The organism is Bradyrhizobium manausense, assembly GCF_018129685.1.
GTDB lineage: Bacteria > Pseudomonadota > Alphaproteobacteria > Rhizobiales > Xanthobacteraceae > Bradyrhizobium > Bradyrhizobium manausense_D.
The window spans coordinates 268,065-284,065 of sequence record NZ_JAFCLG010000005.1; the positions used below are offsets into that span (position 1 = coordinate 268,065).

The following is a 16,001-nucleotide window of genomic DNA, read 5'->3' on the forward strand; positions in this document are numbered from 1 at the left end:
GCTTCTCGATTCACTCACTGCTGTCTCTGGAATACTGGATCGCCCGGTCAAGCCGGGCGATGACATCGAAATCATGGGAGCCGCTGTGCAATGGAAGGTTTGATGAAAGGCAAGCGCGGTCTGATCATGGGCATCGCCAATGATCATTCGATCGCCTGGGGCATGGCGAAGACGCTGCATGCCCATGGCGCCGAGCTCGCCTTCACCTTCCAGGGCGAAGCTTTGGGCAAGCGCGTCAAGCCGCTGGCGGAATCTCTCGGCGTCGAACTCGTGCTCCCCTGTGACGTCGAGGACATCGCCAGCGTCGACGCCACCTTCGACGTGCTCCGTGAAAAGTGGGGCAAGCTCGACTTCGTGATCCACGCGATCGGCTTTGCCGACAAGAACGAGCTGAAGGGCCGCTACGCCGACACCAGCCGCGAGAATTTCTCGCGCACCATGGTGATCTCCTGCTTCTCGTTCACCGAGGTCGCAAAACGCGCCGCTGAGTTGATGATGGACGGCGGCAGCATGATCACGCTGACCTTCGGCGCCTCCGAGCGATCGATGCCCAATTACAACGTGATGGGTGTCGCCAAGGCGGCGCTGGAAGCCTCGGTGCGCTATCTTGCGTCCGATTTCGGACCGCGCGGCATCCGCGTCAACGCGATCTCGGCCGGACCCATCCGCACGCTCGCAGGCTCCGGCATCGGCGAGGCGCGCGCGATGTTCGCCTTCATGCAGAAACATTCGCCGCTGCGCCGCGGCGTCACGCTCGATGAGCTCGGCGGCTCGGCGCTGTATCTGCTGTCGGATCTCTCTGGCGGCGTGACCGGCGAGATTCACTATGTCGATTCCGGCTACAACACGATCCTGATGCCACGGCCGGATGATTTGAAGACGACGGAGTAATGTCAGCGCTGTGATGCGCGTTGCAGCAGACCTGGCAGCGTCTTGTCGAGGCTCTTCGTCAGCATCGTGCGCACGCCGTCGCGCAATAGCGGATTGTTGGGTACGTCAGCAGGCTTCTCCGGAAACGCCGCTTGGTCTACCTGCATTGACGGGCCACCAAGCGAGTTGTGCATCAGGCGCTCTGCAAACGTGTCCTCGGTCGTCAAGGCCGCAGCCTCCCCGATCAACGAGAACGTCGCGCCGTCATAGACGCGGATGTACGTCATAGCGAAAAGATGCGTGGGCCCGTTGAGAGGGTATTGCGAGATTCCAATACCGAATTCGCGCTGGCTTCCGCCATGCCTGTGCACGACGACATAGCGCTCACACCGGACCTTTGTTGCGAGAAGCCGAACGAAATTCTCGATATCGGACGCCATACGATAAGACGCAAATAGACGCGGCTGGTCGCGTCCACCGGACTTCAGCTCTTCCCTCGTGAACGGAATTCTCCTCACGGGACTGCCCGGCGAAGCGGCGCGAACACGCGAGACGACGAGGTCGTCGAGCCCCCATGCCGCAACCGACACCCGTGAATATCTATCCAGGAAAGTGACGGGCCCGAATTTCTCGACCATGAACACAATGCCGACGATCGGAATTACGCCGATCTGGCACGGACCGCTCTCAACGGGTGCGCTTGGCGTGACGATTGCCGGTTTCCTGACCGCAGGCCTGGCGAGTTCTATTTTCGGCGCCGGTTGCACCTGCGCGCCTGTCGGCGACAGCAGCGTATACGATACCAATGCGGCAGCGAGTACGTTCGTCATCAGATGCGCCCGCGCTTCACGGCGCCAAATAGGGCGGCAAGATCTTTTCCAGCTTTGCCGTGATCAGGTTGCGTGCGCTGTCGCGCAGCGTCGCGTTGTTGGTTGCCTGTTCCGGCGTTTTGGGAAAGTCGAGATCGTTGAGGATGCGAATATCATCATTCTTGTTTGAAAAACTCGACGCAAGCACATCTCCGAAATCCCGGGACGGGGCACGGTGGATCTCAAAAGTCCGTCCATCGAAGACGGTCAAAAGAAAATGGGCAACCACGACGCCTCGCCCGGACGGACTGGCCCAGTTTTTGTAAACGCCCATGCCTGCGATTGACTGGTTGGTGCCGTCCACCGAAATGCGGGATTTCGTGGCAATGATGTAGCGCTCGCAATTGGCATTGCCGGCGATCTGACGGACCAGCGCCGTCAGATCGTCACGACTGTTTCGGAACAGCTTTGCTTCGGGATGGTCATACGGTCTGAATGCTCCGCTGGCGTAAGAGATCTTTCGGACAGCGGTGCCGGGCGCTGCAGCGCGAACCCTCGCGACCACGAGATCATCCAGACCCCACGCGTCGATTGGCGCCTCCATATACTCGTTGCCGAGCACCGTGAGGCCGACATGCTGGACCGAGAACCGGTCTCCGATCGCGGAAATGACGCCGATCTGACAGGGACCGGTCTCCGCCGATACCGGCGCCCGCACATTGGCGGTCGTTTTCGGTGCCTGCTTCTTTGCCGCGGACTTGGCGGGGGCGGATGGCGGCGAGGGTGAGGTCTGCGCGGCTGCCGAAGTTACAAGGGCCAGCAGGGCGATGAAGTAGACAGCAATGCGAACCATGGATTCCAGGAGATCGGATGCGGAAGACACGCCACACTAAGTTAGGATTGTGACAACCGCAAGCTGCGTCCGGAGCTCGGTGCCTACCCAGTCGTCCGCTTCCACCGATAGCACTTCATCACGAAGCCTGTGACCGGCGAGATCTCTTCCCCCTTGCACACAAATCCCTCGCGCTCGTACCAGCGCCAGGCCTTCTCGTTCTCGCGCACGCAGCGCAGGTGGATTTCATCCGGCATCTGCGTGCGCGTGAACGCAAGCAGCTTCCGCCCGAGTGATTGCCCCTGATAGGCGGGCCCGACGAACAGCATGTCGAGATAGAGCTTTGGCAGATGCAGCGCCAGCATGGCGGCGATCGTGTCGTTGTCGTCGGCGACATACAGGGTCCAGCCGTCCTCGATCTCGCGGCGGATCCGCGCGCGCAAATTCGCCAGCAGGAATGCGCTCGCGTCCTCAAGCCCGGTCGAGACCCAGCTCTCCATCCAGACCCGGCCGATCTCGTCATATTCGTCGGCGCTTGCGGGGCGAATGATCGGATTTGACATCGAGGCTTCAACCCCGTGGGCTGCGCGCGGCCTGCCGCGGTCGTGCCTTGCCGGCCGACAGGCACACCACTTCGGAGATCTGGAGCAGTTGCCGCGCCAGCGGGCTGGTCTTGCGCCAGACCATGCCGATGGTGCGTGAAGGCTCGGGGTCGCGGAAGCGCGACAGCGAGACCGAGGCCGATCGCGTCTCGACCGAGACCGCCATCTCCGGAATCAGCGTAACACCGATGCCGGCGCTCACCATCTGGACCAGCGTCGACAGCGAGTTCGCATCCAGCATCTCGCGCGGCGGCGCCGATTGCATGTTGCAGAACGACAGCGCCTGGTCGCGGAAACAATGGCCTTCTTCGAGCAGCAACAAGCGCATCTCGCGCATCATCTCTCGCGACGGCGCCGGTGTGCCAGCATCCGTGCCCGGTCGCACCAGCAGGAATTTCTCCTCGAACAGGGCAACCTCGGTGAGCGAGGGCTCGGACACCGGCAGCGCGACGATCGCGGTATCGAGCCGGCCCTCGACCAGTTCCTGGATCAGCCGCGGTGTCATCGTCTCTCGCACGCGGATGTCGAGCTCCGGATGCATGCGCGTGAGGTTCTTGGTGATCTTGGGCAAGAGATACGGGGCGATCGTCGGGATCATGCCGATCCGCAAGCGCCCGGCAAAACGGTCCTGCGAGGCGCGGGCGAAATCGCCGAGCTCATCGACCGAGCGCAGGATGTCGCGGACGCGTTGTGCGAGTTCCTCGCCGAACCGGGTCAGTGCCACCTGGCGTGCGCTCCGCTCCAGCAGCAGCCCGCCGAGCGCCTCCTCGAGCTCCTTGATCTGCATCGACAGCGCCGGCTGTGAGATGGAACAGGACTCCGCAGCACGGCCGAAATGACCATGGCGCGCCAATGCGTCGAAATACCGCAGCTGGCGCAGCGTCAGATTTATCATCAGAAAATCCTATCGCAGCGATCATTAAAGTCAACTTCCCCTGATCGATCGCGGCGCTTAGAGTGATTCCACCTGGTCAATGGCGCGACTGCGACGCCACCAGAGGAGAGGTAATTCATGGACGATTCTTCGAAGTGCCCGTTTTCGGGCGGCAAACGCGTGCCAGCGAACCGCGACTGGTGGCCCACTAATCTCAGCATCGACATGCTGCACAGGAATTCCGGCCTGTCCGACCCGATGGGCGAGGCTTTCGACTACGCCAAGGAGTTCAAGACGCTCGATCTGAATGCGGTCATCAAGGACCTGACCGCCCTGATGACGGATTCGCAGGAATGGTGGCCGGCGGACTTCGGTCACTACGGCGGCCTGATGATCCGCATGGCCTGGCACAGCGCCGGCACCTACCGCATCACCGACGGCCGCGGCGGCGCCGGTGCCGGTCAGCAGCGTTTCGCTCCGCTGAACTCGTGGCCCGACAACGCCAACCTCGACAAGGCGCGCCGGCTGCTTTGGCCGATCAAGCAGAAGTACGGCCGCAAGATTTCCTGGGCTGACCTGATGGTGCTCGCCGGCAATGTCGCGCTGGAGTCGATGGGCTTCAAGACGTTCGGCTTCGCCGGTGGTCGCGCCGACGTCTGGGAGCCTGAAGAGCTCTATTGGGGTCCCGAAGGCACCTGGCTCGGCGATGAGCGCTATAGCGGGGAACGCGAACTCGCCGAGCCGCTCGGCGCGGTGCAGATGGGCCTCATCTACGTCAACCCGGAAGGCCCGAACGGCAAGCCGGATCCGGTTGCCGCGGCCAAGGATATCCGCGAGACCTTCGCGCGCATGGCGATGAACGACGAAGAGACCGTCGCGCTGATCGCCGGCGGTCACACGTTCGGCAAGACCCATGGCGCCGGCGATCCGTCGCTGGTCGGTCCAGAACCCGAAGCCGGCGCGCTGGAAGATCAGGGCCTCGGCTGGAAGAGCAGGCACGCCTCGGGACTCGCCGGCGATGCCATCACCAGCGGTCTCGAAGTGACCTGGACCACGACGCCGACGAAGTGGAGCAACAACTTCTTCGAGAACCTGTTCAACTTCGAATGGGAGCTGACGAAGAGCCCGGGCGGCGCACATCAATGGACGGCCAAGGGTGCCGACGCGATCATTCCTGACGCGTTCGACAAGTCGAAAAAGCACCGGCCGACGATGCTGACGACCGACCTCTCGCTGCGCTTCGATCCGGCCTATGAGAAGATCTCACGCCGCTTCCTGGAACACCCCGATCAGTTCGCGGACGCCTTCGCCCGCGCTTGGTTCAAGCTCACCCATCGCGACATGGGCCCGATCCAGCGCTATCTCGGCCCGCTGGTGCCGAAGGAGACGCTGATCTGGCAGGACCCGATCCCGGCGGTGAATCACGAGCTCGTCTCCGATCAGGACATCGCTGCGCTGAAGACCAAGATCCTGGCGTCGGGTCTGTCGGTGTCCGAGCTGGTCTCGACCGCCTGGGCGTCGGCCTCGACGTTCCGCGGTTCGGACAAGCGCGGCGGCGCCAACGGCGCGCGCATCCGTCTGGCTCCGCAGAAGGACTGGGAGGTGAATGAGCCGGCCCAGCTCTCGAAGGTGCTGAGCAAGCTCGAAGCGATCCAGAAGGAGTTCAACGCATCGTCGGGTGCGAAGAAGGTCTCTCTGGCTGACCTGATCGTGCTCGGCGGCACCGCCGCGGTGGAGAAGGCCGCCAAGGACGCCGGCGTCGACGTGAAGGTCGGCTTCACACCCGGCCGCATGGACGCCTCGCAGGAGCAGACGGACGCTGCGTCGTTTGCTCCGCTGGAGCCGCGCGCCGACGGTTTCCGCAACTATGTCGGCAAGCGGCATCAGTTCATGCAGCAGGAAGAAGCCCTGGTCGATCGCGCGCAACTGCTCCGTCTCACCGGCCCGGAGATGACGGCGCTTCTCGGCGGCCTGCGCGTGATCGGAGCCAATGCGAATGGTTCGAAGCACGGCGTCCTCACTTCGAAGGTGGGAACGCTCTCCAACGACTTCTTCGTCAACCTGCTCGACATGAGCACGCAGTGGACGCCGGCCGCCGACGGCACCTATGAGGGGCGCGACCGCAAGACCCATGCGGTCAAGTGGACCGGCACGCGCGTCGATCTCATCTTCGGCGCGCACTCGCAGCTTCGCGCCTATGCCGAGGTCTATGCCACCTCGGACGCCAAGGAGCAGTTCGTCAAGGACTTCGCCAAGGCCTGGACCAAGGTGATGAACCTCGACCGCTACGACATCGTTGCGTGAGTTGGGACGCCCTCTTCCGCTCGCGGGAGAGGGCGTACAGCTCCCCAAGGCAGGCGACAAACAAAAAGGGCGGCCGAGAGGCCGCCCTTCGTGTTTCCAGCAGGTCGCGAGGCTTACTCGCCGGCCGCTTCGCGCGGAGCCTTCTCGCCGTCGCCGACCTTGCCCTCGAGGTCTTCGCCGGTGGTCTGGTCGACGACCTTCATCGACAGGCGGGTCTTGCCGCGGTCGTCGAAGCCGAGCAGCTTGACCTTGACCTTGTCGCCTTCCTTGACGACGTCGGAGGTCTTCTGCACGCGGTTGGCCGCGAGCTGGCTGATATGGACGAGGCCGTCCTTCGAACCGAAGAAGTTCACGAAGGCGCCGAATTCCATCACCTTGACGACGGTACCGTCATAGATCTGGCCGACTTCCGGATCGGACGCGATCGACTTGATCCACTTGATCGCGGCCTTCATCGCCTCGCCGTCCGAGGAGGCCACCTTCACGGTGCCGTCGTCCTCGATGTTGACCTTGGCGCCGGTCTTCTCGACGATCTCGCGGATCACCTTGCCGCCGGTGCCGATCACTTCACGGATCTTGTCGGTGGCGATCTTGAAGGTCTCGATGCGCGGCGCGTATTCGCCGAGCTCGGCGCGGGCGTTGGTGAGTGCCTTCGCCATCTCGCCGAGGATGTGGATGCGACCTTCCTTGGCCTGGCCGAGGGCGACCTTCATGATCTCCTCGGTGATGCCCTCGATCTTGATGTCCATCTGGAGCGAGGTGATGCCCGCTTCCGTGCCGGCGACCTTGAAGTCCATGTCGCCGAGATGGTCCTCGTCACCGAGGATGTCCGAGAGAACCGCAAAGCGCTTGTCTTCGAGGATCAGGCCCATCGCGATGCCCGCGGTCGGCCGCTTCAACGGCACGCCGGCGTCCATCAGCGCGAGCGAGGCGCCGCACACCGAAGCCATCGACGAGGAGCCGTTGGATTCGGTGATCTCGGAGACCACGCGGATCGTGTACGGGAACTCGTGATGCGGCGGCAGCACCGGGTGGATCGCGCGCCAGGCGAGCTTGCCGTGGCCGATCTCGCGGCGCTTGGTGCCGCCGAGGCGACCGGTCTCACCGACCGAGTAGGGGGGGAAGTTGTAGTGCAGCAGGAACGTCTCCTTGTACGTTCCCGACAGCGCGTCGATGTACTGCTCGTCCTCGCCGGTGCCGAGCGTGGTCACAACCAGGCCCTGGGTCTCGCCGCGGGTGAACAGCGCCGAGCCGTGGGCGCGCGGCAGCACGCCGACTTCGGCGATGATGTTGCGCACGGTCTTGCTGTCACGGCCGTCGATGCGCTTGCCGGTGTCGAGGATGTTCCAGCGAACGATCTTGGCCTCGAGCTCCTTGAACACGGCCCCGATGCGCAGCTTGTCGTATTTCGGCTCCTGCCCTTCGGGGAAGTAGTGGGCGATCACCTTTTCCTTGACCTTGCCGACCGCGGCATAGCGATCCTGCTTGACCGGAATGGCGTAGGCGGCGCGCAGCTCCTGCTCGACGAGGCCGAGCATTTCCTTCTCGAGCGCGGCGTTGTCGATAACGGTGACTTCGCGCGGCTCCTTGGCGGCCTTCTCGGCGAGCTCGATGATCGCGTTGATCACCGGCTGGAAGTGGCGGTGACCGAACATCACGGCGCCGAGCATGATGTCTTCGTTCAGCTCCTTGGCTTCCGATTCCACCATCAGCACGGCGTCGGCGGTGCCGGCGACGACGAGGTCGAGCTGGGTGTCGACCATCTCGTCGAGCGTCGGGTTGAGGATGAACTCGTCATTGGCAAAGCCGACACGGGCAGCGCCGATCGGGCCCTTGAACGGTGCGCCTGATAGCGTCAGCGCGGCCGAGGAGGCCACCAGGGCAACGATATCAGGATCGTTCTCCATGTCGTGCGACAGCACGGTGGCGATCACCTGGGTCTCGTTGCGCCAGCCGTCGACGAACAGCGGACGAATCGGACGGTCGATCAGACGGGAGACCAGCGTCTCCTTCTCGGTCGGACGGCCCTCGCGCTTGAAATAGCCGCCGGGAATGCGGCCGGCTGCGTAGGTCTTCTCCTGGTAGTCGACGGTCAGCGGCAGGAAGTCGACGCCTTCACGCGGCGACTTCGCCGCGACGACGGTGGCGAGCACCACGGTCTCGCCATAGGTGGCGACGACGGCGCCGTCGGCCTGGCGTGCGATCTTGCCGGTTTCGAGCTTGAGAGGGCGTCCGCCCCAGTCGATCTCGACTGAATGCTTATTGAACATAGAGGTCTTCTTTCATGGGTTCTCGAAAGAAGGGACGGCTCGAAAAACAAAAACCATGTCAAGATTGCAGGACGCTGATCGGAGCGGTCGATCAGCGTCCTGCGATCCTGCCATGGTTTTTGGATGTCGGATGGCGTCCATCCTTTCGGGGTCATACGGGCACCTTGCCCGTTGCGCCCAGCCGCCGGATTGCTGCTGGACTGTCAGTCGGCACGTTTGCGAACACCGAACCTTTGGCCTTCGCTCTTCATGCCCCGGATGCGAAACCTCATTGGCCCGCACCGGACGCACGCGTGAGCCTCGATCAAAAACCTTGAAATAAGCGCTTTCGCTCGAAATCACGCGCAAAAACGCGCGCCGGGGGCGCGCGCAAGAACTCTTAGCGACGAATGTTGTGCTTCTCGAGCAGCGCCTTGTAACGCGCTTCGTCCCGCTTCTTCAGATAGTCGAGGAGCGAGCGGCGGGTCGAGACCAGCTTCAAGAGGCCACGACGCGAATGGTTGTCCTTCACGTGGGTCTTGAAGTGGTTGGTCAGGTTGTTGATGCGTTCCGACAGGATCGCGACCTGGACCTCGGGCGAGCCGGTATCACCGGCCTTGGTGGCATTCGTCTTGATGACTTCCGCTTTGCGTTCTGCGGCAATCGACATCGTCAATTTCTCTCGTTGCGACCGGTTGAGGCAGTCAAGCCGGTCAGGTTGAACACACGCTTGGGGATGATTTCGCCATTGCCAACTTCAGCAAGCGCCAAAAGACGGCCTGCCACCGTGACATAGACTGTGCCGCTACTTGTGGGCGCATCCCGTCCGCGCAACAAAACGGCTTGGCCCCGATGGAGCCTTGCCGCATCAGCCCGAGTGACGGCCAGTGCCGGGATGTCGTCCAGCGCGGTCTCAACGGGCATCAGCGCGTCGGCGAGGCTTCCCTCGCCGGACGCGGCTCTATCGCACAAAGCCTCCAGTTGATCCAGCGGAATCATGTCATTTTCGCTGAAGGGGCCGACCAGGGTCCGGCGCAGCGCGCAGATATGGCCGAAAGTGCCGAGAATCCGGCCCATGTCGCGGGCAAGGGCCCGGACATAGGTGCCCTTGCCGCACTCGGCCTCGAACACGGCCCGGTCGTTATCCGGTTGATCCACAAGGGTTAAATGGTGAATCTCGACCGGGCGCGCGGCCAGTTCCACGACCTCGCCGTCGCGGGCGAGGTCGTAGGCTCGCTCGCCCTGGACCTTGATCGCCGAATAGCGCGGCGGAACCTGCTCGATCACCCCGGTGAAACGGGGCAGCAGGGCCAGGATGGCCTCACGGGTCGGACGCTGGTCGGATGTTGCGGTGACCTGGCCCTCGATGTCGTCGGTGTCGCGCTCCTCGCCCCAGCACACGGTGAAACGGTAGCGCTTGCGGCCGTCCATGACGAAGGGGACCGTCTTGGTGGCTTCGCCCAGCGCGATCGGCAGGCCGCCGGAGGCGAGCGGATCGAGCGTGCCGGCATGGCCCGCGCGCTTGGCGTTGAACAGGCGCTTGAGCACGGCAACAGCCTGCGTCGAGGTCATCCCGATCGGCTTGTCGAGCACGACCCAGCCGTGCACGTCGCGCCGGTCGCGGCGCACCTGATTGCCCTTCTGCTTGTTCGCCCGCGGATCGTTGTTGACGCGACGCGCCTCCTGATGCGGCTGCGCATTGCCGCCGACATCCGCAAAGTCATTCTGCTGCGTCTCGCGCGCATTGGCCTCGTCGCTGGCGATCGTGCCGTGAGCCGGGTCCATCATCATTGTTGTTCTTCCCGATCCGAATCCGGATCCTGTTCCGGATTCTTGTCCAAATCCTTCTGCACCGCAGGTGTTCGCAAAAGCTTCTCGATCCGTTCCGCTTCGTCGAATCGTTCGTCGACGCGGAAGCGAAGGTCAGGTGCAAATTTCAGGTTAACGCGCCGCGCGACTTCGCCGCGCAGGAATTTCTTGTTGCGATCGAGCGCAGTGATGATGATCTCGGTGTCGCGACCACCGAGCGGCATCACGTAGACTGTCGCGAGCTTCAGGTCGGGCGACATCCGCACCTCCGGCACGGTGATGATGTGACCTTCAAGGTCCGCATCATGCACGCTGCCTTGCGCCAGAATATCGGCTATCGCGTGGCGGACCTGCTCGCCGACACGCAACTGACGCTGCGAGCCGCCGGGCGCGGAACTCTTCTTCTGATGATGGCGCGGCATAATCGAAAAATCACCTCGACGTGCCCGCGTTGGGACACGAGCGTTGTCATTTGTCCTGTTGAAACGAATGGAGCGTGGATGGCCGGAATAAAATCCGGCCATCGCACTCCCGCAATTTCAGCTCAAAAAGATCCGGACGCTTCGGTAAGATTTGGACTTACAGGGAGCGCTGGATCGTCTCTACGCGATAACACTCGATCACGTCACCGGCACGCATGTCGTGATAGTTTTCGAAAGCCATGCCGCATTCCTGACCGGCCTGGACTTCCTTCACTTCGTCCTTGAAGCGCTTCAGCGTCGACAGCTTGCCTTCGTGCACGACGACGTTGTCGCGGATCAGGCGCACATTGGCGCCGCGTTCCACGGTGCCGTCGGTCACGCGGCAACCGGCAACCTTGCCGACCTTGGAGATGTTGAAGATCTCCAGGATCGAGGCATTGCCGAGCATGGTTTCGCGCAAGGTCGGCGCGAGCAGACCGCTCATCGCCTTCTTCACGTCGTCGACGAGGTCGTAGATGATGTTGTAGTAGCGGATCTCGATGCCGTTGCGCTTGGCGGCCGCGGCCGCCTCCTTGTTGGCGCGAACCGAGAAGCCGATGATCGCGGCGTTGAAGCCCTCCGCGAGCGTCACGTCCGATTCCGAGATGCCGCCGACGCCGGCATGCAGGATGCGGGCGGCGACTTCGTCGGTGCCGAGCTTCTCCAGCGAGCCGAGAATCGCTTCCAGCGAGCCCTGCACGTCGGCTTTGATGATCAGCGGGAATTCCTTGCGGCCCGCTGTCTTCAGCTGCGACATCATCTGTTCGAGCGAGCCGCGCATGCCGGAGATCGAGGCCGCAGCATTCTCGCGCTTCTGATGCGCGCGATAGCTGGTGACCTGACGGGCGCGGGCTTCGTTCTCGACCACCGCGAGACGGTCGCCGGCTTCCGGCGGACCATTGAAGCCCAGCACCTCGACCGGAACCGACGGACCAGCCTCTTGCACCGTCTCGCCCTGATCCGAAATCAGCGCGCGGACACGGCCCATCTCGGCGCCGGCGACGATGATGTCGCCGACACGGAGCGTGCCGCGCTGGACCAGCACGGTCGCGACCGGACCACGGCCGCGATCGAGCTTGGCTTCGATCACGGTGCCTTCGGCCGGACGCTCCGAATTGGTCTTCAGGTCGAGGATGTCGGCCTGGAGCGCGATCATCTCGAGCAGTTTGTCGAGATTGGTCTTGTTCTTGGCGGACACTTCGACGTCGACGACGTCGCCGCCGAAGGATTCCACCTGCACCTCGTGCTGCAGCAGCTCGGTGCGGACGCGCTCGGGCTTGGCATCGGGCTTGTCGATCTTGTTGATGGCAACAATGATCGGCACGCGCGCCGCCTTGGCGTGGTTGATGGCCTCGATCGTCTGCGGCATGACGCCGTCATCGGCCGCGACCACCAGAACGACGATGTCCGTGACCTTGGCGCCACGGGCACGCATCGCGGTGAACGCGGCGTGGCCGGGCGTGTCGATGAAGGTGATCTTCTTGCCGCTTTCGGGCGACAGCACCTGATAGGCGCCGATATGCTGGGTGATGCCGCCGGCTTCGCCGGAGACCACGTTGGCATGGCGGAGCGCGTCGAGCAGCGAGGTCTTGCCGTGGTCGACGTGGCCCATCACGGTCACGACCGGAGAGCGGGTCTCGGTGTCGCTGGAATCGTCGACCTGGTCGAACAGGCCTTCTTCCACGTCCGACGCAGCAACGCGCTTGACGGTGTGGCCGAGCTCTTCGGCGATCAGCTGCGCGGTGTCGGCGTCGATCACGTCGGTGATCTTGTGCATCGCGCCCTGCTTCATCAGCATGCGGATGACGTCGACCGCGCGCTCGGCCATGCGGTTGGCGAGTTCCTGGATGGTGATCGCCTCGGGAATGATCACCTCGCGGATCAGCTTTTCCTTCGGCTCGTTCGAGACGTGACCCTTCAGGCGCTGGGTGCGGCGACGGAACGAGGCGATCGAACGCTCGCGCACTTCGTCGGCGTTGAGCGCGGTGACGACGGTCAGGCGGCCGCGCTCCTTCTGCGGACCAGGCTTGTGGGTGGGTTTGGGCGCAACCACGGGACGCGCGGCACCGCCTGGACCGCGACGGATCTGACGCGGACCATCGTCCTCGTCCGGTCCGGCCGCGACTGCGGGCGCGCGACCCAGCGGGCCACCGCCGGGGCGCGATGCCGGGCGAGCGGTCGTGGTCGCCGCAGGGCGCGTCGTGGTCGGCGCGGAGCGGGGCGTGCTGGTCGCCGGGGCTGCGGCTGCTGCGGCGGCGGGACGTGCGGCCGACGCCGGCTGCTCGCCTTCGCCAAAACGCTTCTTGGCTTCGGTCTCGGCCTTGCGCTTGGCCTCGTCCTCATGGCGGTGGCGTTCTTCCTCGGCCTTGCGGCGCGATTCGGCGGCTTCGCGCTCGGCGCGTTCGGCGGCCTCGCGGACGGCGCGGCGCTGCGCCTCTTCCTCGGCCTGGCGGCGCTCTTCGACTTCGCGAACCTTGGCGTCGGCGAGCGCGCTGGCGCGGGCGGAGCGTTCGTCCTCGGTCAGGGTGCGCAGCACCACGCCGGAACCGGAGTTGCGCGGCGGGGCCGGGCGAGACGGAGCGGGCGCCGGCGCGGCCGGCGCCGGCTTCGCAACAACCGCCGGTGCCTGCGGCTCGGGGCTGCCGTCGATGCGGCGCTTGCCGCGCTTCTCGACCACGACCTGCTTGCTGCGGCCATGGCTGAAGCTCTGGCGGACAGTGCCCGTTTCGACGCGCGGCTTGAGCGATAGCGTCTTGCTCGGAACGCTCAGCTTCTTGTCGTCAGGGGTCTTGGTATCAACCATTCAGCAGTCCTAATCCTGATTTATTCAGTGTTGTGCGTTGCCGCACAGTCCTATCGGGTCGTCGTGTCTCTCAGAAATCCTGGCCGGGCTTTTCGGCAGTCTTGTCAGCGTCCGCCATCCGGTATCGGACCAGCATCTGGCTACGTGACAGGAATGACTTGCTCGCCGGGCCCGCGAGCAGGGCAGCATGTATCACATTTGACCGGGTAAGTGCCAAATCCAATTCTATCGATTTCAGTGCGGTGACGACGGGAATCGGCGGCCTGATACCGCGATTTCCGACATTTTGACGCGCCAGAGTGTCCAGTTTATGGATTCCGTCCGCTGCCCCGTCACTGGCGTGGATCAGGACCTCGACCGTGCCTTCCCTCAGCGCGCTCTCGACCTTGCCGAAGCCGGCAACGATCTGGCCCGCCTTGGCGGCAATCCCAAGGGCTTCCGTCACGCTCCGGACCAGGAGCGCTTCGATGTCGGAAGGAAGCGTCTGGGGGGTGCGCAGCTCGCGCTTGAAGGCTTTGCTAAATTGGTGACGCCGCACGGCTTCCGCAACCACCTGGCGCGAGGCGGTGACCCACATGCCGCGTCCGGGCAGCTTGCGCTTGAGATCGGGAACGATGTCGCCCTGGGGCGATATGACGAAGCGGATCAGTTCGTTGATCGGCCGGACCTCGCGGCTGACCGCGCACATGCGCATGGTCGCGGACCTTTCGGCCCGCGGTCCATGGTCAAGTTCGCTGTCAGCGCTGGCAAGCATCCGGGCGACATTCTCCTTCGCCCTTAAGCGGGCTGATCTTCGGCCGCGTCAGCCTCTTCGGCCGGCTTGGCGAGGTCAGCCTCGGTGATCCAGCCGGCCTTGACGCGGGCCTGCATGATCATGGCTTCCGCATCGTCCCGGGAGACGCCGAGGCCGTCGAGCACGCCGGCGAACTTGGTCTGCTCGCCGCCTTCCTTCCGTTCGGTCCAGCCGACCAGATCGTCGGTGGCGCAGCCGGCGAGGTCCTCGACCGACTTGATGTCGTTCTCGCCGAACTTCACCAGCATCTTCGAGGTCACGCCCGGCACGTCCTTCACGGCGTCCTCGACGCCGAGTTCCTTGCGGCGGGCCTCGATCTCGGCTTCCTGCTGATCGAGATATTCGCGGGCGCGGTTCTGCAGTTCCTGCGCGGTTTCCTCGTCAAAACCCTCGATACCGGCGAGTTCCTTGAGGTCCACCATCGCGAGTTCCTCGACCGAGGTGAAGCCCTCGGACGCCAGCAGCTGGCCGACCACCTCGTCGACATTGAGCGATTCCATGAAGACGCGGGTGGAGTTCTCGAAGTCGGCCTGGCGGCGCTCCGATTCCTCTTGCTCGGTCAGGATGTCGATGTCCCAGCCGGTGAGCTGCGAGGCGAGACGGACGTTCTGGCCGCGGCGGCCGATCGCCAGCGAGAGCTGGTTGTTGGTATCGGGCACCACGACCTCGATGCGCTCGCGGTCCTCGTCGATGACGACCTTGGAGACTTCCGCCGGCGCCAGCGCGTTGACCACGAAGGTCGCGATGTCGGGCGACCAGGGAATGATGTCGATCTTCTCGCCCTGCAGTTCGTTCACCACGGCCTGCACGCGCGAGCCGCGCATGCCGACGCAGGCGCCGACCGGATCGACCGAGGAATCGCGGGAAATCACGCCGATTTTCGCGCGCGAGCCCGGATCGCGGGCGACCGCCTTGATCTCGACGATGCCGTCGTAGATCTCGGGCACTTCCTGCGCGAACAGCTTCGCCATGAACTGCGGATGGGTGCGGGAGAGGAAGATCTGCGGGCCGCGGGTCTCGCGGCGGACATCGAAGATGTAGGCGCGGACGCGGTCGCCGTTGCGGAACACTTCGCGCGGCAGCATCTCGTCGCGGCGGATGATGGCTTCGCCGCGGCCGAGATCGACAATCACGCTGCCATATTCGACCCGCTTGACGACGCCGTTGACGATGTCGCCGATGCGGTCCTTGAATTCCTGATATTGCCGGTCGCGCTCGGCCTCGCGCACCTTCTGCACGATCACCTGCTTGGCCGACTGCGCGGCGATGCGGCCGTATTCGAGCGGCGGCAGGGTGTCGGCGATGGTGTCGCCGACCTGGGCGCCCGGATTGGCGCGCTGCGCATCGACCAGCGAGATCTGGTTGGAGTGGTTCTCGACCTTGTCGACCACCAGCATGTGGCGCGACAGCCGCAGTTCGCCCTTTTTCGGGTCGATCTCGGCGTGAACGTCGGTCTCGCTGCCGTAGCGGGCCCGCGCCGCCTTGGCGATGGCATCTTCCATCGCTGCAATGACGATGCCGCGGTCGATCGATTTCTCGCGGGCGACGGCGTCGGCGATCTGGAGCAATTCAAGTCGATTGGCGCTGACTGCCAT

General features: G+C 63.9%; 13 protein-coding genes. 2 read left to right on the forward strand and 11 right to left on the reverse strand.

Annotated features, from left to right (window positions below; genetic code table 11):
• The first annotated feature begins 90 nt into the window (after window positions 1-90).
• A complete protein-coding gene (fabI, locus tag JQ621_RS15945) occupies window positions 91-891 on the forward strand; it encodes an enoyl-ACP reductase FabI (protein ID WP_212235662.1) in 801 nt (266 codons plus the stop codon).
• A gap of 2 nt (window positions 892-893) precedes the next feature.
• Here fabI and JQ621_RS15950 read toward each other — a convergent pair whose 3' ends face one another.
• The 4 genes from JQ621_RS15950 to JQ621_RS15965 all read right to left on the reverse strand — a co-directional run bounded on the left by JQ621_RS15950 (window position 894) and on the right by JQ621_RS15965 (window position 4,008).
• Window positions 894-1,637, reverse strand: coding sequence for a hypothetical protein (locus JQ621_RS15950; protein ID WP_212235663.1), 744 nt, complete (start codon window positions 1,635-1,637; stop codon window positions 894-896).
• 79 nt (window positions 1,638-1,716) lie between these two features.
• Complete coding sequence (locus JQ621_RS15955) at window positions 1,717-2,532, reverse strand: hypothetical protein (protein WP_212235664.1); 816 nt, start codon at window positions 2,530-2,532, stop codon at window positions 1,717-1,719.
• Window positions 2,533-2,615: 83 nt separating this feature from the next.
• A complete protein-coding gene (locus JQ621_RS15960) occupies window positions 2,616-3,074 on the reverse strand; it encodes a GNAT family N-acetyltransferase (RefSeq protein ID WP_212235665.1) in 459 nt (152 codons plus the stop codon).
• 7 nt (window positions 3,075-3,081) lie between these two features.
• Window positions 3,082-4,008: a hydrogen peroxide-inducible genes activator gene (locus JQ621_RS15965; RefSeq protein ID WP_212235666.1), complete on the reverse strand. Its 927-nt coding sequence runs from the start codon at window positions 4,006-4,008 to the stop codon at window positions 3,082-3,084.
• Between the two features lie 117 nt (window positions 4,009-4,125).
• On the opposite strand from JQ621_RS15965, the gene katG reads away from it, so the two are divergent.
• Window positions 4,126-6,291 (forward strand): catalase/peroxidase HPI, encoded by a 2,166-nt coding sequence (gene katG, locus JQ621_RS15970; RefSeq protein ID WP_212235667.1) that lies wholly within the window; start codon window positions 4,126-4,128, stop codon window positions 6,289-6,291.
• A 113-nt stretch (window positions 6,292-6,404) separates the two neighbouring features.
• On the opposite strand, the gene pnp is transcribed toward katG, so the two are convergent.
• The 7 genes from pnp to nusA form a co-directional block, all read right to left on the reverse strand.
• Window positions 6,405-8,561 (reverse strand): polyribonucleotide nucleotidyltransferase, encoded by a 2,157-nt coding sequence (gene pnp / locus JQ621_RS15975; protein ID WP_212235668.1) that lies wholly within the window; start codon window positions 8,559-8,561, stop codon window positions 6,405-6,407.
• A 379-nt stretch (window positions 8,562-8,940) separates the two neighbouring features.
• Window positions 8,941-9,210, reverse strand: a complete 270-nt coding sequence (rpsO, locus tag JQ621_RS15980; RefSeq protein WP_018644188.1) for a 30S ribosomal protein S15 — start codon at window positions 9,208-9,210, stop codon at window positions 8,941-8,943.
• A gap of 2 nt (window positions 9,211-9,212) precedes the next feature.
• Window positions 9,213-10,331: a tRNA pseudouridine(55) synthase TruB gene (gene truB / locus JQ621_RS15985; RefSeq protein ID WP_212235669.1), complete on the reverse strand. Its 1,119-nt coding sequence runs from the start codon at window positions 10,329-10,331 to the stop codon at window positions 9,213-9,215.
• Window positions 10,328-10,771 (reverse strand): 30S ribosome-binding factor RbfA, encoded by a 444-nt coding sequence (gene rbfA, locus JQ621_RS15990; protein WP_212235748.1) that lies wholly within the window; start codon window positions 10,769-10,771, stop codon window positions 10,328-10,330. Before rbfA ends, truB begins: the two co-directional genes overlap by 4 nt.
• A gap of 157 nt (window positions 10,772-10,928) precedes the next feature.
• Window positions 10,929-13,613: a translation initiation factor IF-2 gene (infB, locus tag JQ621_RS15995; protein ID WP_212235670.1), complete on the reverse strand. Its 2,685-nt coding sequence runs from the start codon at window positions 13,611-13,613 to the stop codon at window positions 10,929-10,931.
• A 70-nt stretch (window positions 13,614-13,683) separates the two neighbouring features.
• Window positions 13,684-14,367 carry an RNA-binding protein gene (locus JQ621_RS16000; protein ID WP_212235671.1) on the reverse strand — a complete coding sequence of 228 codons (684 nt, stop codon included), beginning with the start codon at window positions 14,365-14,367 and terminating at the stop codon, window positions 13,684-13,686.
• A 23-nt stretch (window positions 14,368-14,390) separates the two neighbouring features.
• On the reverse strand, window positions 14,391-16,001 hold the full coding sequence (nusA, locus tag JQ621_RS16005; protein ID WP_212235672.1) for a transcription termination factor NusA: 1,611 nt from the start codon (window positions 15,999-16,001) through the stop codon (window positions 14,391-14,393).